The organism is Brachybacterium paraconglomeratum (assembly GCF_003994255.1).
Lineage (GTDB): Bacteria > Actinomycetota > Actinomycetes > Actinomycetales > Dermabacteraceae > Brachybacterium > Brachybacterium conglomeratum.
On sequence record NZ_ML133855.1, the window covers coordinates 187263 to 210935 of the forward strand.

At 74.3% G+C, this 23673-nt stretch carries 15 protein-coding genes and 1 riboswitch; of the genes, 9 read left to right on the plus strand and 6 right to left on the minus strand.

The genetic code is table 11. From position 1 onward, the window contains the following. Positions 1 to 466 precede the first annotated feature (466 nt). The 5 genes from DS079_RS09745 to DS079_RS09765 all read left to right on the plus strand — a co-directional run bounded on the left by DS079_RS09745 (position 467) and on the right by DS079_RS09765 (position 9055). Complete coding sequence (locus tag DS079_RS09745) at positions 467 to 3043, plus strand: bifunctional metallophosphatase/5'-nucleotidase (protein WP_126986972.1); 2577 nt, start codon at positions 467 to 469, stop codon at positions 3041 to 3043. Positions 3044 to 3165: 122 nt separating this feature from the next. Further along, entirely contained in the window at positions 3166 to 6234 is a 3069-nt protein-coding gene (locus tag DS079_RS09750) for an ExeM/NucH family extracellular endonuclease (RefSeq protein WP_126986974.1), read from the plus strand. After that, the gene (locus DS079_RS09755; protein WP_126986975.1) at positions 6231 to 7604 is read left to right on the plus strand and encodes an APC family permease; all 1374 of its coding nucleotides are present in this window, start codon (positions 6231 to 6233) and stop codon (positions 7602 to 7604) included. The genes DS079_RS09750 and DS079_RS09755 overlap by 4 nt, the downstream gene beginning before the upstream one ends. 328 nt (positions 7605 to 7932) lie before the next feature. Beyond that, positions 7933 to 8394, plus strand: a complete 462-nt coding sequence (locus DS079_RS09760) for an ArsR/SmtB family transcription factor (RefSeq protein WP_126986976.1) — start codon at positions 7933 to 7935, stop codon at positions 8392 to 8394. Position 8395: 1 nt separating this feature from the next. Then, on the plus strand, positions 8396 to 9055 hold the full coding sequence (locus tag DS079_RS09765) for an SRPBCC domain-containing protein (protein WP_126986977.1): 660 nt from the start codon (positions 8396 to 8398) through the stop codon (positions 9053 to 9055). 76 nt (positions 9056 to 9131) lie between these two features. Here the strand turns inward: DS079_RS09765 and DS079_RS09770 are convergent, their stop codons facing one another. The 6 genes from DS079_RS09770 to DS079_RS09795 form a co-directional block, all read right to left on the minus strand. Beyond that, positions 9132 to 9827: a hypothetical protein gene (locus DS079_RS09770; protein WP_126986978.1), complete on the minus strand. Its 696-nt coding sequence runs from the start codon at positions 9825 to 9827 to the stop codon at positions 9132 to 9134. A 155-nt stretch (positions 9828 to 9982) separates the two neighbouring features. Continuing rightward, on the minus strand, positions 9983 to 11434 hold the full coding sequence (locus DS079_RS09775; protein WP_126986979.1) for a dihydrolipoyl dehydrogenase family protein: 1452 nt from the start codon (positions 11432 to 11434) through the stop codon (positions 9983 to 9985). A gap of 42 nt (positions 11435 to 11476) precedes the next feature. Beyond that, positions 11477 to 12145, minus strand: a complete 669-nt coding sequence (locus tag DS079_RS09780) for a thiamine phosphate synthase (protein ID WP_126986980.1) — start codon at positions 12143 to 12145, stop codon at positions 11477 to 11479. Next, positions 12142 to 12927 carry a hydroxyethylthiazole kinase gene (gene thiM / locus DS079_RS09785; protein WP_126986981.1) on the minus strand — a complete coding sequence of 262 codons (786 nt, stop codon included), beginning with the start codon at positions 12925 to 12927 and terminating at the stop codon, positions 12142 to 12144. The genes DS079_RS09780 and thiM overlap by 4 nt, the downstream gene beginning before the upstream one ends. After that, a complete protein-coding gene (locus DS079_RS09790) occupies positions 12924 to 14267 on the minus strand; it encodes an MFS transporter (protein ID WP_126986983.1) in 1344 nt (447 codons plus the stop codon). Before DS079_RS09790 ends, thiM begins: the two co-directional genes overlap by 4 nt. Then, positions 14264 to 15865 carry a bifunctional hydroxymethylpyrimidine kinase/phosphomethylpyrimidine kinase gene (locus DS079_RS09795; RefSeq protein WP_126986985.1) on the minus strand — a complete coding sequence of 534 codons (1602 nt, stop codon included), beginning with the start codon at positions 15863 to 15865 and terminating at the stop codon, positions 14264 to 14266. Before DS079_RS09795 ends, DS079_RS09790 begins: the two co-directional genes overlap by 4 nt. Positions 15866 to 15999: 134 nt before the next feature. Then, positions 16000 to 16092, minus strand: a riboswitch (TPP riboswitch). A gap of 309 nt (positions 16093 to 16401) precedes the next feature. Here DS079_RS09795 and DS079_RS09800 point away from each other — a divergent pair. From DS079_RS09800 to DS079_RS09815, 4 genes are all read left to right on the plus strand, one after another. Next, positions 16402 to 18231 carry an HNH endonuclease gene (locus tag DS079_RS09800; protein ID WP_126986989.1) on the plus strand — a complete coding sequence of 610 codons (1830 nt, stop codon included), beginning with the start codon at positions 16402 to 16404 and terminating at the stop codon, positions 18229 to 18231. Positions 18232 to 18282: 51 nt separating this feature from the next. Then, a complete protein-coding gene (locus DS079_RS09805; protein WP_126986992.1) occupies positions 18283 to 19461 on the plus strand; it encodes an exonuclease SbcCD subunit D in 1179 nt (392 codons plus the stop codon). Next, the gene (locus DS079_RS09810) at positions 19458 to 22532 is read left to right on the plus strand and encodes an AAA family ATPase (protein WP_126986995.1); all 3075 of its coding nucleotides are present in this window, start codon (positions 19458 to 19460) and stop codon (positions 22530 to 22532) included. The genes DS079_RS09805 and DS079_RS09810 overlap by 4 nt, the downstream gene beginning before the upstream one ends. 159 nt (positions 22533 to 22691) lie before the next feature. After that, on the plus strand, positions 22692 to 23672 hold the full coding sequence (locus tag DS079_RS09815) for a beta-ketoacyl-ACP synthase III (RefSeq protein WP_126986998.1): 981 nt from the start codon (positions 22692 to 22694) through the stop codon (positions 23670 to 23672). Position 23673: the final 1 nt, after the last annotated feature.

The window sequence follows — 23673 nt, forward strand, 5'->3', positions numbered from 1 at the left end:
ACCGCGTCTGATCGAGAGGGAGAGCGGCGGAGTGAGCGGGCTTCGGGCGGAGGCGGGGTGTCCGTCGGCCGGTCCGAGATCGTCGGGCCGATGCCGCGATGCGGGCGACCCGGTCCGTCCAGAGTCCTCGCCGATGCTACCCACTCCGCCGCCCGTCGGCACAGCGGACGGCGGGACGGGTCGTCACGATTCACATCCTCCGCGGCTCCCGCGGTGGCTCGGGTCTCCCTGCGCGACGCCGTCGGCGACGGGTGCGCAGGGGAGCTCCCCATCGGCAAAAGGTTCGTCAAGCGCAGCAATGTTGCAGGTCAAGAAGCCAGCGCAGTGGGGTGATGCAGATGAACTCTCGGTGACGGCTCGATACCGGATCGGGGAAAACAGGTTCTGACGCCTCCCGATGGGGTGAGATGACATGGCGCACCCGTGCGCCCTCCTCGACTCCGCCTCGTCCCCGGGAGCCTCCTCCATGCGTGTCCACCCCGCCCGCAGCGCCGTCCGCGGCGCGACCGTCGGCCTCGGCGCCGCCGCCCTCGCCGTCTCCGGCGCCCTCGTGCCGCTGGGCGCGGTCGCCGCCGAGCCCGGCCAGCAGATCACCCTGATGGGCTTCAACGACTTCCACGGCGCGCTCGGCGGCGCCTCGGCCCTGGCCTGCCAGGTCGAGACCGTGCGGGCGGAGAGCGACACCTCGTTCCTGTTCTCGGCCGGCGACAACGTGGGCGGCTCCGCCTTCGAGTCCGCGGTGCAGAACGACGAGCCGACGATCGACGTGCTGAACGCGCTCGGCGTCGACGCCACCGCGATCGGCAACCACGAGTACGACCAGGGCCAGGACGACCTGTTCGAGCGCATCGAGCCGCGCACCGAGTTCGCCGACCTCGCCGCGAACGTCTACGACGCCGAGGGCGAACGGGTGCACGACGCGTTTACGATCGTCGAGCGCGACGGCGTCAGGGTCGCCGTGATCGGGGCGGTCACCACGAAGACCGTCGGCAAGGTCAGCCCCGCCGCGATCGAGGGGCTCGAGTTCGGCGATCCCGTCGACGCGGTCAACGACGTGATGGACGAGCTCGAGACCGACGGGGTCGAGTACGACGCCGCGGTCGCGCTCTACCACGAGGGCGCCTCCGGCAGCGGCGAGCCCGGTGCCGCCCCCTCGAACAGCGATCCGATCTTCGAGAAGATCGTCTCCGAGACCGATCCCGAGGTCGACGCGATCTTCAACGGCGACTCGCACCGCACCTACGCCTACCTGGCCCCGGTCCCCGGCCAGGACGGCGAGACGCGCCCGATCCTGCAGACCGGCTCCAGCGCCGCGAACCTCGGCACCGTCACCCTGCAGCGCGGCGAGGGCGAGGACACCGACTGGGACGTCGCCGTCGAGCCGGCGCTGCGCCCCACCGGCGAGGAGTGCACGACCTCCACCGACGTCACCACCGAGGTCACCTCGATCGCGCAGGCCGCGATCGACGAGGCCGCCGTCGTCGGCGCCGAGCCCGTCGGCTCGATCGCCGGTGACATCACCACCTCGTGGGACGACTCCAAGGCCTCGTACACCGATGGCGTGCGCGTCGCGAACGACCCGGTCACCAACCAGGCCACCACCAAGGGCGACAACCGCTTCCGCCACTCCGCGGCCGGCAACATGCTCGCCGACTCCATGAAGTGGTACCTCGAGGACGCGGGCCTGGACGGGAAGAACGAGGTCATCGGGTTCATGAACCCCGGCGGCATCCGCGCCGAGCTGTGGGACGCCTCCTCGCCCACCGGCGAGGGCGACGGCGTGGTCACCTACGCCGAGGCGAACGGCATGGTGCCCTTCGGCAACACCCTGAACTCCGGCGAGGTCAGCGGTGCGCAGTTCCTCCAGATGCTCGAGGAGCAGTGGCAGCGCACGGCCGACGGCGGCGGCGTGGACGAGGGCGACGAGTCCTTCCTCGCCTTCTCCGTCTCCGAGAACGTCGAGTACGCCTTCGACAGCAGCGCCCCGCAGGACGAGCGGGTCTTCGACGTGCGCGTGAACGGCGAGCCGATCGACCCCGAGGGGACCTACACGATCGTCACCGCGAGCTTCCTCTTCGAGGGCGGCGACAACATGTGGGCGCTCTCCGAGGCGCAGGACGTGCGTGACACCGGCGTGCTGGACCGCGACGCGTTCATCTCCTATCTCGAGGCGAACCCCGAGCTCGAGCCCGACTACTCGCAGCGCCAGATCGACGTGCAGTTCCTCGAGGGCGATGACGAGCGCTCCCCGACGCTGCGCCTCTCCGGCCTCGAGTCCCAGAGCCTCGGCGCCCCCGAGATCACCTCGGTGACGGTCGACGCGGGGGAGTACGGCACCTTCGAGGCGCCCTACGGCCCCGTCGAGGCCGCCGCCGACGGCGAGCAGCCCTCCACCATGGCGGCCGAGGGCGGCCTCGCCGCGGAGGTCACGCTCACCGACTGGTACTGCGAGGTCCCGGCGGACACCCCCGAGGGCACCGTCGTCCCGCTGACCATCACCGCCGTCCCCGAGACCGGCACCGAGATCGTCTTCGACACGTACACCGAGATCACCGGCGGCGCCCCCGAGGGATGCGACGACGACGGCTCGACCACCCCGCCCCCGGGCGACGGCGACGACGGGGGCGACACCACCACCCCGCCGCCCGGTGACGACGAGGACGACGACCAGGGCTCGGATGACGACCAGGGCGCGGGCGACGACCAGGGCTCCGACGACCAGGGTTCCGACGACCAGGGCGCCGACGACCAGGGCGCGGACGACCAGGGCGCGGACGACCAGGGCGCGGACGACCAGGGTTCTGACGACCAGGGCTCGGAAGACGGCCAGGGCACCAGCACCGGCGGCTCCACCGGGGCAGGCGCCTCCTCCGGCAGCTCCACCACGGGCGACCCCGTCGGCGACGCCCCCACCACCGCTGACGGCCGCTCCGACCTCGCCCGCACCGGCACGAACGCGGGCGTCCTCGCCGCGATCGCCGGCGCGCTGACCCTCACAGGAGCGGGCGCGATCGCCCTTCGACATCGCGTCGGCCGACGCTGATGAGCTCCTGATCACGGAGGGGCCGGACCTCCTCGGAGATCCGGCCCCTCCTCTCCTGTCCGCCCCTCGTCCCACCGCCAACCCGCCTTCCTCTCCCCGCCCCTCCCACCAAGGAGAACCGCATGTCACCGCGCACCACGGGCGACGCCCTCCGCCTCCGCTTCACGCGGGTCGGGGTGGCCGTCGCCGCTCTCGCCCTCGGAGCCTCCGCCCTGCCCGGCCTCACCCCCGCCGCCGACGCCGCCGTCGTCGCCCCGGGCGACCTGCAGATCAACGAGATCTACGGCGGCGGCGGCAACTCCGGCTCGACCTTCACCCACGATTTCGTCGAGCTCGTGAACACCTCCGACGAGCCGGTCGACCTCGCCGGCTGGTCCCTCCAGTACGCCTCCGCGACCGGCACCTTCAACTCGTCGGGCGTGCTCGCCCTCGAGGGCACCGTCCCCGCCGGCGGCACCTTCCTGATCCAGCTCGCGAAGGGCTCCGGCGGCACCGAGGCACTGCCCGAACCGGACCTCACCGGCACCACCGCCGTCTCCGGCAGTCAGGGCGTCTTCGCCCTCTCGGACTCCGACGGCCGCCTGGTCTGCACCGGTGCGACCTGCGCCGACGACCCGGCCGTCGTCGACCTCGTCGGCTGGGGCGGGGCGACCACCTTCTCCGGCACCGCCCCCGCCCCGCGCACCACGAACGCGACCTCCGTCGCGCGCGTCGCCGCGACCGGAGAGAACTCCACCGACTTCGTCGCCGGCGAGCCGACGCCCACCAACTCCGGCGGCGACGGCACCGATCCCGAGGAGCCGGGCGAGCCCGGCGAGACGGTCGAGGCGAGCATCGCCGAGATCCAGGGCACCGGCGCGCAGAGCCCGATGGTCGGGAAGAACGTGGTCACCGAGGGCGTGGTCACCGCGGTCTACGCGACCGGCGGCCTGAACGGCTACGTCATCCAGACCGGCGGCACCGGCGGTGCGCTGGACTTCTCCACGCACACCGGCTCCACCGCCGTGTTCGTGCACTCCCCGGAGACCGCCTCCCAGGTCGCGATCGGCGACTCGGTGCGCGTGACCGGCGAGGTCTCCGAGTACTACGACTCCACCCAGATCTCCGTCGGCACCGAGGGCCTCGAGCAGCTCGAACAGTCGCTCGAGCCCGTGGAGCCCGCGACCCTCGCCGGTGGCTTCCCCACCGAGGAGGCGCAGCGCGAGAGCATCGAGCACATGCTCTACCTGCCCGGCGCGGAGGAGTTCACCGTCACCGACGTGTACAGCACCAACCGCTTCGGCGAGGTGGCCCTCGCGATCGGCGACCAGCCGCTGCAGCAGGCCGGTGACATCATGCGCCCCGGCGCGGAGGCCACCGCCTACTACGAGAGCCGCGATGCGCTCAAGGTGCTGCTGGACGACGGCCGCACCACGAACTTCCAGAACAACCCCACCCAGCCGATGAGCTGGCTGACCACCGAGGAGCCCGTCCGGGTCGGGGCCACCCCCTCCTTCACCGAGCCCGTCGTGGTCGCCTACTCCTTCGACCAGTGGCGCCTGAACACCACCACCCCGTGGGAGTCGGCCTCGACCGACGGCGTCGACTTCGAGAACACCCGCCAGGACACGCCCGACCCCGTCGGCGGTGACCTGCAGGTCAGCACCTTCAACGTGCTGAACTACTTCACCACCCTCGGCGAGGACACCCCCGGCTGCGAGCCCTACACCGACATCGACGGGAACGGCACCACCGTGCGCGGCGGCTGCGACCTGCGCGGCGCGTGGGGCGCCGACGACCTCGAGCGCCAGCAGTCCAAGATCGTCGACGCGATCTCCGGCACCGGCGCCGACGTGGTGGGCCTGACCGAGATCGAGAACTCGGCCCGCCTCGGGGAGGAGGCCGACGAGGCCACCGCCACCCTCGTCGCCGCACTGAACGAGAAGGACGGCGAGGGCACCTGGGCCTACGTCCCCACCGGTGAGGCCTACGCCGCGCAGGGTCTGGACGGCGGCCAGGACGTGATCACCAACGCGATCATCTTCAAGCCCGCCGAGGTGCGCCCCGAGGGGCAGATGCAGATCCTCGCCGACGACCCCGCCTTCGACAACGCCCGCGAGCCGCTCGGCCAGGTGTTCGTGCCGATCGACGGCGACGGTGCCCAGCAGGTCGAGGGCGAGCCGTTCTTCTTCACCATCAACCACTTCAAGTCCAAGGGCTCGGCCGACGCCGAGGACTCGGGCCTCCCGGCCGACCCGGTCCAGGGCAACGCCCGCACCTCCCGCCTCCAGCAGGCCGAGGCGCTGCTGACCTGGGGCGAGCAGACCGCATCCGAGCTCGGCGTGAAGGACGTCCTGCACGGCGGTGACTTCAACTCCTACACCCAGGAGGAGCCCCTGCAGACGTTCTACGAGCAGGGCTTCGTCAACCTCGGCGAGACCCACGACCCGGAGGGCTGGTCCTACAGCTTCGGCGGCATGGTCGGCTCGCTCGACCACGTCATCGCCTCCCCGTCGGCCGCCGAGCGCGTCACCGGCGCCACCGACTGGCAGATCAACGGCCCCGAGTCGGTGATGGCCCAGTACGGCCGGTACAACAACAACGCGGTGGACCTCTACGAGGAGGGCCCCTTCGCCTCCTCCGACCACGACCCGATGATCGTGGGCCTGGACGCCGGGTACGAGGAGGCGCCGACCCTCCCGGACTTCACCGACGTGCGCTCCGACCACCCGTACTACGACGAGATCATGTGGGCGGCCGGCAGCAGCATCGTCCCCGGTGGGGAGGACGGCACCTTCCGTCCCACCCGCGCCGCGGACCGCGTCACCCTCGCCGCGGCCCTGTACGAGCTGGCGGGCCGTCCCGTGGTGGAGGTCCCCGCGAGCTCGCCGTTCAAGGACGTGAAGGCCGATCACCCGCACTACGAGGCGATGCTGTGGGCCGAGTCCGAGGGCGTGCTCACCCTCAACAAGGGCGGCGCGTTCCGCCCGAGCGCGGCGCTGAGCCGGGGCATGGTCGCCGAGGCGCTGTACGCCGCGGCCGGCTCGCCCGAGGTCGAGTCGCCCAGCGGTGACGGCCAGGCCGACGCCATCGCGTGGCTGCAGGCCGAGGGCCTCGACGAGGGCATCGTGGACGGGGACGAGCTCCGCCCGAACGCCCGCGTCGACCGTGCCGAGACCGCCGCCTGGCTGTACCGCTTCGACCGGCTGTGAGTCCGGGCGCCTCTCCCGCCGTCCTCTCCCGCCGCCTCGGACTGCGCGACGCGGTGGTGATCGGCCTCGCCTCGATGATCGGGGCGGGTGCCTTCGTCTCCCTCGGCGCCGCCCAGGACCTCGCCGGATCGCTCGCCCCGGCGGCGGTGCTGGTCGCCGCCGTGGTCGCGCTGTGCAATGCGACCTCGACCGCGCAGCTCGCCGCGCAGCACCCCGCCGCGGGCGGCACCTTCCACTACGGCCGGGAGCGGCTCGGACCGTGGTGGGGGTTCCTCGCCGGGTGGTGCTTCGTGATCGGCAAGACCGCCTCCTGCGCGGCGATGGCGCTGGTCGTCGCCGCGTATCTCGTGCCCGAGCCGTTCCAGCGACCCGTCGCGGCGCTCCTGGTCGTGGTGCTGACGGCCGTGAACCTGGTCGGCATCACCCGCACCGCGGTGCTCGCCCGGGTGCTGGTCACGGTCGCGCTCGCCGCGCTCGTGCTGACCGGGGTGCGGCTGCTCGCCGGGATCGTGGCGGGCGGTCCGACGGGAGGCGCGGGCGACGGGGCCGGTGCCGGGACGTGGGAGGTGCCCGGCCCCCTCTCCGGGCAGGCCGCCGGGCTGTGGGACGGCGGGATCGCGGCCGTCGCCGGCGCGGGGGAGGGTGGCGCGCTCGGCATCGTCCTCGCCGTCGCGCAGGCCGCGGCGCTGATGTTCTTCGCCTTCGCCGGCTACGCCCGGGTGGCGACGCTCGGCGAGGAGGTCGTCGCGCCGCGGCGCACCATCCCCCGCGCGATCCTGCTCGCGCTCGCCGCGGTCGGCGCGCTCTACCTGGTGCTGTCGGTGATCCTCGTGCTGGTGGGACCGGCACCGGGCGAGCAGGGCTGGGGCCCGGCGCCCTTCCGTGCGGCGCTGGACGCGGTCGGCGCGGGCGGGGTCTGGGCCGTGGTCGTGACCATCGGCGCGGTCGCGGCGGCCTCCGGTGCGCTGCTCGCGCTGGTCGCGGGCATCTCCCGCACCGTGCTCGCCATGGCGCGGGAGCGGGACCTGCCGCCCGTGCTCGCGCACGTCAGCCCCCGCTTCTCGGTCCCGCAGCGGGCGGAGGCCGCGGCCGGCATCGCGGTGGTGCTGCTGGTGCTGCTCGCCTCCGACGTGCTGGTCGCGATCGCCGCCTCGTCCTTCGGCGTGCTGCTCTACTACGCGGTCGCGAACCTCGCCGCGCTCACCCAGACCGGGCAGTGGCGGCTGTTCCCCAAGGCGATGCAGTGGATCGGCCTCGCCGGCTGCGTGCTGCTCGTCGCCGCACTGCCGGGACGCACGATCGTGGCGGGCCTGGTGCTCGTCGCCCTCGGCCTCGCCTACCGCGGCCTGGTGCTCGCGGTGCGGCGGTGACCGGCGCCGACGGTGTCCCGTCCCGGCCCTGGTGCCCCCGCTGTCCTGCTTGCCCTCCCGCCCGGCACCGCTGAACGTGCTGCCCTGCGCCGGCCGGCCCCGCCACCCTGCGCCGCCGAGTCGATCGACGTCCCGTACCGCTTTCCTGGTACCTGAGGTCGATCGACTGGCCGGGTGCGGGCCGCAGCGGGCACAGCGCCGAGTTGTTCGACGTCCCGTACCGCTTTCCTGGTACCTGAGGTCGATCAACTGGCCGGGTCGGGTCGCCGTCGACTCCCTTGTTGCATAAGGGTTGACTTATATGACTGTGCGCGTGGAGCATGGGCGCATGCACGCGCTCGACGTCCTCGGCGACCCGGTGCGGCGACGGATCCTCGAGCTCCTCGCCGACGACGGGGAGCTCGGCGCGGGCGAGATCGGCGAGATCGTGCAGCAGGAATTCGGGATCAGCCAGCCGGCCGTCTCTCAGCACCTGCGCGTCCTGCGCGAACACGGCTTCGCCACCGTCCGCCCCGAGGGCCGTCGGCGCCTCTACGCCCTCGACCCCCGCGGCCCGCGCGAGGCGAGGGAGTGGCTGACGCCCTTCGAGCGGTTCTGGCTGCCGAAGCTCGACGCTCTCGGCACCGAGCTCGCCCGCGGCAAGCGTTCGCGCCGCCTCGCCGCCGAGCGTGCAGAGAGCTCCGGCCACGCCGCCGGCCCCACCGACCCCGCGGTGAACGCGCCGCACACAGACCCTGCGCCGGGCACCCCGCCCGCCGCGACGACCCCCACCACCGAGAAGGAGACCTGACATGGTCGACGTCCCCGCCCAGCTGCAGTCCGTCACCCGCGCCTATCGCACCGAGGAGCGCGACGGCGAGCAGATGCACGTCCAGTCCCTCGAGCAGACCTACCCCGCCGCGCTCGCCGACGTGTGGGAGGCCGTCACCTCGGCCGAGCGCATCCAGCGCTGGTTCCTGCCGGTCAGCGGTGACCTCCGTCTCGGCGGCCGCTACCAGTTCGAGGGCAACGCTGGCGGCGAGATCACCGCCTGCGAGCCGCCGTCGGCCGGCGCCGCCGAGTTCTCCGCGACCTGGGAGGCCATGGGCTCCGTGTCATGGCTGACCGTGCGCCTGGCCGAGGTCGGGGGTGAGCGCACCAGCTTCGAGCTCGAGCACACCAGCCGCGTCGCCGACGTCCCCGCCGAGATGTGGGAGACCTTTGGCCCCGGCGCGACCGGGGTGGGCTGGGACGGCGGCCTGCTGGGTCTCTCGCTCCACCTCGGCGGCGTGGAGGGCTCGCTCTCCCCGGCCGAGGCGGAGGCCTGGGCCGGCACCGACGAGGGCCGCTCCTTCTACCGCGGCGCCGCCGACGGCTGGGCCGTCGCGCACGCGGCGTCCGGCGAGGACCCTGCCGTCGCCCAGCAGCGGGCCGACGCGACCTACGGCTTCTACACCGGCACCGAGGCCTGATCCCCGCAGCCCTTTTCAGACCGCCCGGGCGATCACCACGAACTCCCTGCCCGGGCGGTCCGGCGCTCCGCCGCGCTCACACGAACGAGGTCCAGGTGGTCTCGGCGTCGATCAGCCAGTGGTTGCGCAGTGTCAGGGCGCGCTCGACCGCGGCCAGCACACCGGCGACCGTGACCGTGACGTTCAGCCAGGCGGGAAGCTGGATCGGCGAGGTGAAGGCGCCGACCCGTTCGGCCACCGGCGGGATGCTCGTGATCAGCTCCGCGGCCTGCGGCAGCATCAGCACCACCCCGATCAGCAGCACCACGATCGCGAGCGCGCCGAGCAGCCGGCTCGCCCCGGGGTGGCGTCGGCCGAAGCGGGCGCGCAGGCCCTCGAGGGAGCGGGGGTGCGGGCGCAGGGTCGTGGCCGGGCCGTCGTCGGAGGGGACGAGGTGCATCCGGGAGAGGCCGTAGCTGCCGATCGCGACCTCGACCGTCCCTCCCGGCACCTCGAAGGCGACCGGCGAGTTCGCGATGTGGAGCTGTCGGCCGTCGCGGTAGAAGGCGATCGGCGCGTGCCGGACGCCCTCGGCGATCCTCCCGCCCTCGAGCTCGGTGGCCAGATAGCGCACGTCCACGATGTACGACGCCTCGCGACCTGCCCCGTGGTCGGGGTCCAGGGCGAACTGGGTGCGGGTGAGCGTCTGCCACCAGCGCAGGTCCTTCAGTGCGCTGCCGTCGCCGGGCTTTGCTCGGCCGAGCTTTCGCTGTCGGCGCAGTCGCTGGAACATGGTCCTCCCGGGGCAGGCGGCGCATGGCCGTGGGGCGTCGAACGCCTCCATCCCATCGGATGCGGAGGAGCGACGCCAGTGCGATCTGTCATCTCCTCCGAAGGGAGGAGCTGCGCCGGCGGGGGAGGAGCGGCGGGGAAGGGAGAGGGGTCGGCTCAGCCGGCCCGGAGCGCCCGCGGCAGCTCCTCCAGCAGTCGCAGCCACAGCTCCGAGGCGGCCGGGTAGCTCGGCACCGCATGGCGCAGCGCGTGCACCCGCACCGTGCCGACGATCGCGATCGTCGCGGCGTGCAGCAGCTCGGAGGCCTCGGGGCCGACGAACGTGGCGCCCACGAGGGTGCGGGTGCCGAGGTCGACGACGATCTGCGCGGTGCCGGTGACGTCGTCGCGGAGCAGCGCGGAGCCGGCCGCCCCGCTGAAGGGCACCTGCGCGGTGACCACCCGGTGTCCGGCCTCGCGGGCGTCCGCCTCGGTGAGGCCGACGGCCGCGACCTGCGGATCCGTGAACACGACCTGCGGCACCGGCACCTGGTCGGGCACCGGCTCCGTCGCCTCCCCGGTCGCGGCGGCGAGGATCCGCTGCCCGATCACGCGGGCGCGGTACTTCCCCCAGTGGGTCAGCGGCGCCTCCCCGCTCGCATCGCCCACCGCGTGCAGCCAGTCCGGCAGCGCCCCGCCGCCGGTGACGTCCTCGGGGGAGAGGCCGACGGTCTCGAGGCCCACGTCGTCCAGTCGCGGCCGGCGCCCGGTCGCGACGAGCACCTCGTCGGCCTCGAGGGTGTCGCGACGGTCGTCGGACTCGACCTCGAGCCGCACCCGACCGCCGTGGAGCCGTCCCAGCCCCGTCTCCCGGGCGCCCTCGCGCTCCCCGCCGACGACCGAGGCGCCGAGCCGCACGTCGACGCCGAGGCCCCGCAGCGCCTCGAGCACGTGCTCGCCGGCGAAGGGCTCCAGCCCTCGCAGCAGCGCGTCCCCGCGCACCAGCATCGTCACCCGGGTGCCGAGCGCGGCCATCCAGGTCGCGGCCTCGACCGCGACCACGCCGCCGCCGACGATCACCAGCTCGTCCGGCACCTCCACCACGCCCGTCGCATCGCGCGAGGTCCACGGCGCGAGCTCCCGCAGCTCCGCAGGGATCACGGGCACCGACCCGGTCGCGAGGACGACGGCGCGCTCGGCGCGCAGCCGCTGCGGGCCGCGCCCGTCGGCCCCGACGACCTCGACCTCGCGCTCGCCGACGAGCCGACCGTGCCCGCGCACCACCTGCAGCCCCGCCCCCTCGGCCCAGTCGACCTGGCCGGCGTCGGAGTAGTGGGAGACCCAGGTATCGCGCCGGGCCAGCAGCGCCTCGGCGTCGACCTCGGGCGTGGTGATCCCGGGCAGGTTCGCGGCGGCGTCCGCGACGGCGAGGGGGCGCAGCAGTGCCTTCGAGGGCATGCAGGCGTAGTAGGAGCACTCGCCGCCCAGCAGCTCGCCCTCGACGATCGCTGCAGTGAGGTCGGTGCCCTCGGTCGCGTACTGGGCGACGTTCTCGCCGACCGCCCCGCCGCCGAGCACGATCACGTCGAAGGAGGTCGCAGCATCGGGGGAGGGAGCATCAGCAGCCATGGTCCGACGCTACGCCCGGGCCCGGGCGTTGTCACGGCCTCGTCAGGGGCGGGGGCGGGTGCCCATCCCCTCGAGCACCTCGCGCACCGCCGCGGCGGGGTCGGGCGCCTCCATCACCGCACGCACCAGCGCGAGCCCGGCGACGCCCGTGCGGGACAGCGCCGGGGCGTCGGCCGGGGTGACGTCCCCGATCGCGACGATCGGCAGCATCGTCGCCCGCACCAGCGCCGGATAGCCGTCCACGCCCAGCGGCTCCCGGCCGGAGTCCTTCGTGGGGGTGCGGCGGAACGGCCCGGCGCCGAGGTAGTCGAGGTCGAAGGCGACGCCGGCCGAGTCGCGGACCAGGTCGAGCGTGCCCGTGGTCAGCCCGATGACCGCGTCGTGGCCGAGCAGGGCGCGGGCGTCGGGGACGGGCAGGTCGTCCTGGCCGAGGTGGACCCCGTGCACGTGCGCCCCGCGGGCCCGGGCCGCCGCGGCGACGTCGGCCCGGTCATCGACCAGCACCCTCGTCGTGGGGTTCGCCGTGCGGACGGCCTCGGCGACGGCGAGGACGAGCTCGAGCAGCTCCCGCGTGCTCGCCTCCTTCGCCCGCACCTGCACGACCCCGGCCCCGGCCGCCGCGGCCTCGGCGGCGACCTCGACGGTGCGCGGGCCCGTGCCGGAGGTGACGAGATAGCAGCGCAGGTCCAGCGGAGAGGAGGGGGCGGTCATGGGCGTCGTCCGATCTCGTCGAGGGCGTCGAGCAGGTGCATGCGGAAGCTGCCAGGTCCGGTCGCGCGCGACGCGGCGCGCTCCCCGGCCAGAGCCATCCAGGTGGTCGCGGCGAGCGCGGCCTCGAAGGGATCCTCCCAGACGGCGGTGCAGGCGGCGGTCAGCGCCCCCAGCAGGCAGCCCGTCCCGGTCACGCGCGGCAGCAGCGCGGAGCCGCGGGCTAGGCGGGCCTCGCGGCTCGCATCCAGCACCAGGTCCACCGCGTCGGAGACGGCGACGGCCCCGCCGGTGAGGCGGGCGACCTCGGCCGCGGCGCCGGCGGCGGACTCCGCGGCGGCGGTCGAGTCCGCGCCCCGCCCGCCTCCCGCCTCGCCCACCAGGGCGAGGATCTCCGAGGCGTTGCCCCGCACCGCCGTCGGCCGCTGTTCGATCAGCCGCCGCGCGAGCGGGGTGCGGACCGGGGCGATCCCGATCGCCGTCGGGTCCAGCACCCAGGGCCGCTGCTGCTCCCGCGCGACCGCGACGGTGGCGGGGATGCCGTCCATCGCGTCGGTCGAGAGGGTGCCGAGGTTGATCAGCAGTGCGTCCGCGACGGTCGTGACGACGGGCGCCTCGACGACGGTCTCGGTCATCATCGGGCGCGCCCCGGCGGCGAGCAGCCCGTCGGCCACCAGCTGCATCGACACGGTCGCGGTGAGGCAGTGGACCAGCGGCGCCGCCTCCCGCACCGCCGCCAGGACGGGCAGGGCGCGGGCGAGATCGGGGTCGTCGGCGGGGCTCATCGCGTGCTCCGCTCGGCGACCGCGTCGAGGTCCGCGTCGATCTCGCGCGGGGAGAGCCGCGGGCCGAGCAGCGCCCCGACCACCACGAGCAGCCCGCCGAGCGCGACCATCCCCATCACCGTCGTGTGCCGGCCGAGCAGCGGCTCGAGCGCCGGCACGTAGAACGGGTACAGCGCCGGCAGCACGAGGGAGAGGCTGTAGGCGGAGCCGTAGCCGGTCGAGCGGATCGCGGTGGGGAACCGCTCGGAGAGATAGGCGGCGATCGGACCGTAGGCGGAGACCGTCGCGACCTGCAGCAGCGCGGCGAGCAGCGCCGCCACGGCGAGGGTCGGCGCGGTGACCGCCGCCCACCACAGCACCGGGCCGAGGATCCCCGCGACGGCGCCCCACACCACGAGCAGGCGCCGCCTCCCGACGAGGCTCGAGAGGTGCCCCGCGAGCGCCATCACGAGCGCCTGCGCGATCGAGGCCGCGCCCATCACCAGCGGCACCGCCTCCGGGGCGATCGGCGAGTCGGTGGACAGCCGCGCCGTCAGCAGCAGCACGGTCGAGTCGGTGAGCAGCCACAGCCCCGTCATCAGCACGAACGCCGCCCAGAACGCGGACGCCCAGCGTCCCGTGAGCAGGCTGCGCAGGCCCGGTCGCGGGGCCGACGGGGCGGCCGACGCCGGTGCTCGCCGGGCCTGCGGCGCATCGACCACGTGCCGCCGGTAGTAGAGCATCATCCCGATCGACAGCGCCGCGCCCGCGACGAACAGCGCCCGCCAGCCCCAGGCCGCGTACTGCTCCGGCCCGAGGGCCGCCAGCAGCGCCGCGACGGCGAAGGCGATCGTGGCCTGCGCCCACGGCGCCATCGAGAGGATCAGCCCGCTCATCAGCCCGCGTCGGCGCGGCGTCGACCACTCCATCGCCAGCGGGATCGCGGCAGAGTACTCGCCGGCCACGAAGATCCCGCCGAGGAAGCGCAGCGCCAGGATCAGCGCGACGGTGCCCGGGCCGAGCACCTGGTGGGTGGGGACGAGGGCGATCGCGAGCGCGCACGCCGCGGTGCCCGCGATGGCGAGGCGGGTGGTGCGGGTGCGTCCCATGCGGTCCGCGATCCGCCCGAACACCACCCCGCCGACGGGCCGACCCAGCAGCATCGCGACGATGATCAGCGCCGCCGCCGATGCGGTCGCCGATGGGCCCGCGATCACGAGCATCGCCGGGGCCAGCGCCGTGACCGGCAGGAACACGTGGATGTTGTCGATGAAGTTCCCGACCACGCCGGCGCGCAGCGCGGCTCGGCCCTCGGGCGGCAGGGCGCGGGTGCCGGTCGCGGCGATCGAGGCGGCGGTCATCGGGTCGCCCCCGCGAGGGCCGGGCTCGGGGCGACGGCTGAGGGGGCCACGCGCCGTGCCTGCTCGAAGAACTCCAGCTCGTGGCGGCAGGCGAGGAGGAAGGCGCGCGCCGCCTCCGCCCGCACGGCGGGATCGGCGGCCCCGAGCTCGCGCTCGACGACGCCGAGCGCCCCGCGCACCCCCTCCACGAAGGTGGGGTCGCGGTAGGTCAGGAGCCACCCCGCGTAGGGGTGCTCGTCCGGTACCTCGGGCAGGCTCGCCCCGACCTGCGCGTACAGCCAGAAGCAGGGCAGCGCCGCGGCCGCTCCGACGGCCGTCGGGTCCCCGAGCGCCCGGGCGAGCAGGAAGTCGGTGTATGAACTGGTCACCGGGCTGACGGCCACCTCCGCCGCGTCAGGACGGGTCGCGAGCCAGCCGCGGTGGAGCTCGAGCTCGGTATCCACGCAGTGCCGGGAGGAGTCCGACCAGAACTCCCGCGCGGCAGGGTCCTCCGAGGTCGCGGCGAGGGTCGCGAGGGCGCGGGAGTAGCGCTGCAGGTAGTGAGCGTCCTGCGCGAGATAGAAGGAGAACTGCCCCTCGGGCAGGCTCCCGTCCACGAGCGCCGCCACGAAGCCGGAGCCCTCGATCGCGCCGGCGAGCGGCGCCCCGGCCGCCCACAGCGCCTCGGTCCACGGGCCGACGGGCGGGACCGAGGCGGCAGGACCCGTCGGGCCGTCGGCCGTCGCTCGGGCGGCGAGCTGGGCCGGCTGCTCCCACCGGTCCGGCACCGCGCCGCCGGCGACCCACGGCGCGGCCGATCCCGCCGCCGCGAGCCGCCGTGCCCGGTGGGCGTGGTCGACGGGGCCGTTCCCGCTCCCGACCTGCAGCTCTGCGCCGTGCAGGATCGCCTCGTGGAGCCAGTCGGTGACCCAGGCGAGGGCCGTGGCCGGGTCCTCACCGGCGCCGAGCCGGGTCGCGAGCGCCGCCGCGAGGGAGCAGCCGGTGCCGTGCGTGCTCGTCGTGTCCACCCGCGTCGAGTGCACGGGGTGGCGGGTACCGTCGGTCCCGATCCAGGTGTTGGTGACCTCGCGGCTGTCGAGGTGCCCGGTCTTCACCACGACCGCGACGCCGGTCGCCTCCGACCAGCGGGCGGCCTGGGCGAGGGCCTCGTCCTCGTCGTGCGCGCGGGGCTCGCCGGTGAGGACGGCGAGCTCGTCGATGTTCGGGGTGACCACGGTGGCGAGGGAGCAGAAGCGGATCATCGCCTGCTCCGCCTCGGGCTCCAGCAGCCTGTCGCCGCTGGTCGCGACCATCACCGGGTCGACGACGAGCACCCGCGGCGGGTGCGCGGAGAGCCAGGTCCCGACGGCCTCGATGATCTCGGCGGTGCCGAGCATGCCGGTCTTGACCGCCTCGAGCTCGACGTCGTCGGAGACCGCGCGGAGCTGCGCGGCGAGGAACTGCGCGGGAGGGACGTGGATGTCGCTCACGCCGTGGGTGTTCTGTGCGACGACCGCGGTGACCGCCGCCATGCCGAAGCCGCCCGCGGCGGTGATCGACTTGAGGTCCGCCGCGGTGCCGGCGCCGCCCGTCGGGTCGGTGCCCGCGATCGAGAGCACTCGCGGGGCCGACGGCGCGGGGCGGTCGGATACCGGATGGCACGTTGCGGGATGGCCGGACGCGGGCCGGCGGGTAGCGGGCCGATCGGGCGCGGCGGCGCGGGGGAGGGCAGCGGGAAAGAGGGTGCAAGGATCCGAGCTCATGCGGACATCCCTTCGCTAGTACGAACTAGATCAGGTTCCACGGGTGTGATCTCAGCGCCTCGGGCGCACCCCGTGTCCAGCAGCCGAGTGTAGGCCAGGCGGCGGCGGAGGGGCCGGGATGTCCGGGGTCGATGCCCCTCTACCGCAGGGGTCCGACAGACGAGGCGGCCCCTCGGAAATCTGTGGATGGCATTGTGGAAAACGAGGAGCTGTGGAGGAAAGGTGTGGATCGAGAGCCGCATTGCGCTCGAGATCCGCCACTCGATCAGAAAGTTATCCACATATTCTCTGTGGGCCTTTCTTCTGTCGGTGTCGGTCCCTAGTCTGAAGGGGTCGGATCGAGAAGGGCGGTGCATCGACGCATCGCCGACGCGGACGGGGAGGAGGGGCCGATGGGCATCACGCAGCCGGAGCATTCGCCGGGCGATGAGATCGCCGACGGCGCACGCGACGCGGTGCGTTCCGAGCGGTCGGATGCCGCCGCCCCAGATACCTCCGCGTGGGAGGTCTCCCTGCCCTCGGTTCCCGCCTCGTCGCCGGTGGTGACGGCATCACCGTCGGCTCCTGCCGCCACCTCCCCGGACCCCGTCGACGATGCCCTGATCGCGTCGCTTCCTGCACGTTTCCGCCGGGTCGGCGCACGCCAGGCTCGTACTCGTGACGCGCTGCCCGATCTCGGCGGCTGCGCCGACGACCCCGCCCTGAGCGAGGCCGCGCAGCGCGTGTGGGATGCGGAGCGCGCCACTGCCCTCGCGCTCGCGGCGCAGTACCGCGCCCTCGCCGCCCTGCACGAGTTCGAGGGAGAGTACGAGGACGCCTGCGAGCTCGACGAGGTCGAGACGCTCCGCGCCGCACTCGGCCTCCGGGTCACTCGCAGTGCCGCGAGCTGGCGACTGCGCGACGCATACCAGGCCGTGAACCATTTCCCGCGCACCCTCGAGAACCTTGAATCCGGGAGCATGCCGTCGGCCTGGTTCCAGAAGATGCTGAAGACCTCGCAGAAGCTCTCCGAATCCTCCAGGAGGGATCTCGATGCCGTGATCTCGACATGGTCCACGGATATCAGCCCGGAACGATTCTTCACGCTCCTGCGCGCCCTCATCGAGCATCTCGCCGAGCGCGAGAGCCGTCCCGATCCCGTCGCCGCGCTCGAGCGCACCGTCGAGCTGCTTCCCGGCGCGGAGGCCGGCACCGGGACCCTGAGGATCACGGGCCCGATCCCCGAGATCCTCGCCCGGTGGAAGTCGATCGACGAGTCCGCCCGCGCCGTCCAGGCGGCGCAGCGTGCGGCGCTCCGCGACGGCACACCGATCCCGCACGACCCCGACGGCATCGTCCTCGAGACCGGCAGGGCCCTTCCGCTCACCCGGCTGCGCTACGCCCTGATCGGTACCGCCGAACTCGACGTCGACGGGGTCGCCGTCCCCGCCGAGCGGTTCCGCCTCAACGTCACGGTGCCCGTGCTGACCCTGCTCGGCGCCTCCGACCAGCCCGGCATGCTCGACGGCGTCACCCCGCTGCCGCCCTCGATGGCGCGTTCCCTCGCCGGCAGCTGCACCGTCTGGCACCGCGTCCTCACCAGCGCGAGCAGCGGCGCCTTCCTCCCGCTCCCGGCCGACCGCGTCATCCCCACCCCCGCGATGCTCGAGCACCTCCGGCTCCGCAACGGACAGTGCGCCGTCCCCGGATGCACGCGCCCCACCTCCTGGGCCTCCGAGTGCGACCACATCGAGGAGTGCCTGCGCGGCACCCCGGGCGAGGGCGGCGCCACCGAGGTCGAGAACCTGCACCTCCTGTGCTGGCAGCACCACCTCGACAAGACGAGCGGCCTGCTGGACCCCACCCGGCTCCCCACGCAGGCAGGCAAGCCCGGCCGCACCCGCTGGACGATCGGCCGCCACGGCGACGCCGTCGCCGTCCTCGACGACCTCGACCACGCCAGCCTCGAGATGGTCGAGCTGCTCACCGCCGCCTGGACCGGATTCCTGCGCGGCGCCCACGTCGGCAGCCCCGCGACCAGCCCGAACAGCCCACCGGGGCATCCCGCTGACCGGCGTGTGCTCACCACACCGGTGGCCGGGGAGCCGACCCTGCAGACCCAGGCGCCGCCCGGGCCCCCGCCGACCGCGACGACCTCGCGCGGCGAGACTCCGACACCGCGTGCCCAGCTCCCGGAGCCCCCGCCGGAGGGATGGGGCGACTACGGTCCGCCGCCCTTCTGATGCCGCGCGCCCGTCCCTCGTCCGTCGCACCCCACCCCTAGGCTCGATGACATGAAGATCCTGCACACCTCGGACTGGCACCTGGGCCGTACCCTGCATAAGGTCGACCTGCACGAGCACCAGGCCGCCTTCCTCGACTGGCTCGTCGACCTCGTCGAGGCCGAGGGGGTGGACGTGGTCGTGATCCCCGGCGACGTCTACGACCGCGCCGTGCCCGCGGTGAGCAGCGTGACCCTCCTGGACCGGGCCCTCGCCCGCCTCGCCGACACCGGCGCGACCGTGGTCCTCACCAGCGGGAACCACGACTCCCCGGAGCGGCTCGGCTTCGGCCGCTCCCTGATGCGCGCCGGCATCCACCTGCTCACCGACCTGCCCGCGATCGAGCATCCCGTCTCCGTCGAGGACGAGCACGGCGAGGTGCTGTTCTTCGGCCTGCCCTATCTCGAGCCGGACCGCGCTCGCACCGAGCTCGCTCGCGAGGGCGAGGAGCCGCTGCCCCGCAGCCACGAGGCCGTCACCCGCGCGGCCCTGGACCGGGTGCGCGAGCGCGCCGCGGCCCGGCCCGGTGCCCGCACCGTCGTCCTCGCCCACACCTTCGTCACCGGCGGCGAGGCCAGCGATTCCGAGCGCGACCTCTCCGTCGGCGGCGTCGACTCCGTGCCCGCCGGGGTGCTCGGCGGCATCGACTACCTCGCCCTCGGCCACCTCCACGGCTGCCAGGACCTCACCCGCAGCGTCGGCGCCCCCGCCTGGTACTCCGGCTCCCCGCTCGCCTTCTCCTTCTCCGAGCGCAGCCACCGCAAGTCCGTCCTCCTCGTCGAACTGGGCGCCCCTGGGGCCGACGGGGAGCGGGCCGAGGTCGACGTGCGCCGCATCGAGACCCCCGTCCCGCGCCGTCTCACCGAGCTGCGCGGCACCCTGGAGGAGATCCTCGCCCGCCGGGACGAGCACGCCGGGGACTGGCTGAAGGCCGTCGTCACCGACCCCGCCCGCCCAGCCCACCTGCAGGAGCAGCTCCGTGAGGCCTACCCCCACCTGCTCCTGACCGAGTACGCCCCCGAGGGCCGCGCCGCGAGCGCCGGCACCCCGGTGGTGCGCCGGGAGCAGAACCCGCTGGAGGTGATGGACGAGTTCCTCGCCCACGTCACCGGCGGCGACCCCACCGCGGCGGAGCACGACGTGCTCGAGCGCGCCTACTCCGCCGTCCGCCGCCAGCAGGAGGCCTCGTGAAGCTCCACCACCTCCGCATGACCGGGATCGGCCCCTTCGCCGGCACCGTCGAGATCGACTTCGCCGCCCTCGGCGCCTCCGGCACCTTCCTGCTCGAGGGGCCGACGGGCTCCGGCAAGTCCACGATCCTCGACGCGATCGTCTACGCCCTCTACGGGCAGGTCGCCGGCTCCGCCACCAGCGCCGACCGGATCCGCTCCCAGTTCGCCGCGCCGACGGAGCCGAGCATCGTCGACCTCGTCTTCGAGACCCCCTCCGGACTGCACCGCGTGCGCCGCTCCCCGGAGTTCCAGCGCCCCAAGCTGCGCGGCACCGGCACCACGAAGGAGCAGGCCAAGGCCCTGATGTGGCGGATCGGGTCCCCACAGGCCCTGCCCGCCGCGATCGCCGACACCGCCGGCGCCGGCGACGGCAGCGAGGTCATCGCCAGCCGCCTCGACGAGGTGGGCCGCGAGGTGCAGCGCGCCGTCGGCCTCACCCGCGAGCAGTTCACCCAGACCGTCCTGCTGCCCCAGAACGAGTTCGCCCGCTTCCTCCGCGCCGGCACCGGGGAGCGCCAGCAGGTGCTGCAGCGCGTCTTCGGCACCGAGACCTACGCCGCCGTCGAGAAGCAGCTCGAGGAGATGCGCAAACAGGCCAAGCGCCAGGTCGACGCCGCCCAGCAGACCCTCGGCACAGCGCTGGCGCGCTTCACCGAGGCCGTCGCCCTCGAGGACGAGGACTCCGCCGCGCTCACCGAGCACGCCGCCGCACTGCGCCTCGAGTCCCTCGCCTCCGCGGCCGACGCCCAGCTCGCGCAGGTCACCGCCCGCGCGGCCGAGACCGCCGCTTCCTCCGCCGCGGCGCAGGAGGTGGAGCAGACCGCGCGGACCGCCGCCGAGGCCGCCCGCACCGCCCGCACCCGAATCGATCGCCGCCGAGAGCTCGACCAGCTCGCGACCCGCCTCGAGACGGAGAAGCCCGAGGTCACGAAGGCGTCGGCCGCGCTCGAGCGCGACGAGACCGCCCGCCCCGTCGTCGAGGTGCTGCGGCGACGCGACACCGCCGCCCAGGCCGCCTCGGCCGCGATCGAGGCCCTCGCCGCGCGCGCCGAGGAGACGCGACCCGCGCACCCCGACCTCGTCGACCTCCTCGCGGAGCAGGCCGAGGACCCCGCCGCCGCACTCGCCGCCGCGGCCGACGAGGCGACCGGCGCCGCCGGCGCCCTCAAGGACCTCGTCGACCTCGAGACCGCGCTGCCCGAGCGGGAGAAGCAGCTCGACGCCCGACGCGAGGCCCTCACGGCCCGGGAGGAGCAGTTGAAGGCTGCGACCGTCCGGCTCGAGGAGCGCCCCGCTGCCCGCGGTGCCCTCGTCACCGCGCGCGAGGAGGCCCGCACCGCCGCCTCGGGCCTCGCCGAAGCGCGGCTCGCCCTCGCCGCCGCGCAGGACGTGCTGAAGGCCGCGACCGCCGCAGATGCCCAGGTCAAGGCCGTCGCGAAGGCCAAGGAGACGGCCGAGCGCTCCCTGCGCACCGCCCGCGCCCGCGCTGAGGAGGAGGCCACGCTGCGTCGGCGCCGCTTCGCCGGGATCGCCGCCGAGCTCGCCGCCGACCTCGAGGACGACTCCGCCTGCCCCGTCTGCGGATCCCACGAGCACCCCCACCCCGCGGACCCCTCCGAGGACGCCGTCAGCCCTGAGCAGGTCGAGGCCGCCGAGACCGCCCGCCGCGCCGCCGAGCAGGCACAGGCCGCCGACGCACAGGCCCTCGCCCTCGCCGAGCGGGAGCTCGCCGCGCTGCGCGAGGACGCCGGGGAGCACACCCCCGACACCGCCCACGCCGAGGTCGCGACCCGCACCGCCGCCGTCACCGCCGCGACGACCGCCGCCGCCCGTGCCGACGAGCTCGAGACGCAGCTGAACGCCTTCGACGCCGAGACCGAGAAGGCCACCCGCGCCAAGGAGGCGCTCGCCCTCGACATCGCCCGTGAGCGCACCGGCATCGACGAGACCGGCCGCACGCTCGCCGCCGACCGCACCCGGATCGACGAGGCCCGCGGCGAGGACGGCTCCATCGCAGCGCGCCGCCGCGGCCACACTGCCCGCGCCCGCGCCGCGACCGCGCTCCGCGAGGCGCTGCGCAGCCGCGTCCAGGCCGAGAGCTCCGCCGCCGAGCTCGCCGCCGAGGCCGACCGCGCCCTCGCCGCCAGCGGCCTCGCCACCGCCGAGACCGCCCGCGCCGCAGTCCTGCCCGCCCAGGAGCGCACCCGTCTGCAGAAGCAGGTCCAGACCCGCGCCGTCGACGAGACCCGCCTCGCCGACGGTCTCGCCGAGGACGGCATCGCGGACACCGTCGCGACCGACGAGGCCCGCGAGCAGGCCGAGGCGGCGCTGGTCGCCGCGGGGGAGAGGCTCACCGCCGCGCAGACCGCCGCGAGGGAGGCTGCGGGGCTCGCCGCCCGCAGCGCCGGCGTGGCCCAGCGCGCCGGCTCCGCTCGCGAGGCCCTCGCCGCCGCCTCCGAGCAGGTCCGCGCCGTCGGCGAGGACGCCGGGGTCGTGGTGCGCGTCGCCGACCTCGCCACCGGCCGCTCCGCCGACGGCGAGCGGGTGCAGCTGTCGACCTACGTGCTCATGTGGCGGCTGGACGCCGTGATCGACGCGGCCAACGCCCGCCTCGCCCTGTTCTCCGGCTCCGAGCTCGAGCTGCAGCGCGACCGCGGCGCACGCGGCGCGCGGAAGACCGGACTGGACCTGCTGGTCCTCGACCGCCGCACCGACCAGGTGCGCGTGCCCGAGACCCTCTCCGGCGGCGAGACCTTCTTCGTCTCCCTCGCGCTCGCCCTGGGCCTCGCCGACATCGTCATGGGGGAGGCCGGCGGGGTGCAGATGGAGACCCTCTTCATCGACGAGGGCTTCGGCTCCCTGGACCCCGAGACCCTCGAGACCGTCGTGCGGGAGATCGGGCGGCTCACCGAGAGCGGCCGCACCGTCGGGATCGTCAGCCACGTCGGCGACATGAAGTCCCAGATCGCCGAGCAGATCCACGTGCGCCGCGGCGCCGACGCCCGCTCGACCCTGACCGTCACGGCCTGAGACCACCCCGCGTGGGGCGAGGGCTCTTCAGGACCTTCATCGCGAAGCGGGAGGAGACCTTCGAGACGCCGCCGCGAGCCGCGGCACGTGGAACCGCTGGCGAACCTGCGCTGAGGACTGCGCCTACCATCGATGCATCCGTCGGACCAGGAGAGCACCATGACCACGAGCCCCCGCCCCTTCGCCGCCCAGGCCCCCGCGGCCGGATCGAGGATCCTCGGCACCGGCCATCACCGGCCCGACCGCGTGATGACCAACGCCGACCTCGAGCAGCTCGTCGAGACCAGCGACGAGTGGATCCGCCAGCGCACCGGCATCGAGGAGCGTCGCATCGCGGCCGACGGGGTCGACGTCGGCGACCTCGCCGCGATCGCCGGACGCAGCGCGCTCGCCGACGCGGGCGTCGACCCCTCCGAGATCACGCAGGTGATCGTCGCGACCTGCTCCAACCACGAGCGCTCCCCGAGCGCTGCGGGCCGCGTCGCCCAGCAGCTCGGCATCCCCGCGCCCGCCGCCTTCGACGTGGGCGCGGCCTGCTCCGGCTTCGAGCACGCGCTCGCCGTGGCCGACATGTCGATCCGCACCGGCGCCTCGACCACCACCCTCGTGATCGGTGCGGAGAAGCTCTCCGCCGTCACCGACTACACCGACCGCACCACCTGCATCCTCACCGCCGACGGGGCGGGCGCGATGGTGCTGACCGCGAGCGACCAGCCCGGCATCGCGCCGGTCGTCTGGGGCACCGTCCCCGAGCTCGCCGACGCCGTCACCATCAACGGCGAGGGCCCCGCCTTCGCCCAGCAGGGACGGCAGGTGCTCGGCTGGGCGCTGCGCGAGGCGCCGAAGATCTCGCAGCGGATCGTCGAGGCCGCCGGACTGACCATGGAGGACATCGACGTGTTCGTCCCCCACCAGGCGAACCTGCGCATGATCGAGCCGCTCGCCGCCGCGCTCGGCCTGCGCGAGGACGCGATCGTCGCCGACGACATCATCACCTCCGGCAACACCTCCGCCGCGACGATCCCGCTGGCGATCTCGCGGATGCGCGAGGCCGGGCGGATCCCCTCCGGCGCGACCGCGCTGCTGGTCGGCTTCGGCGGCGGCTTCTCCTGGGCCGGCCAGGTGGTGCGCCTGCCCTGAC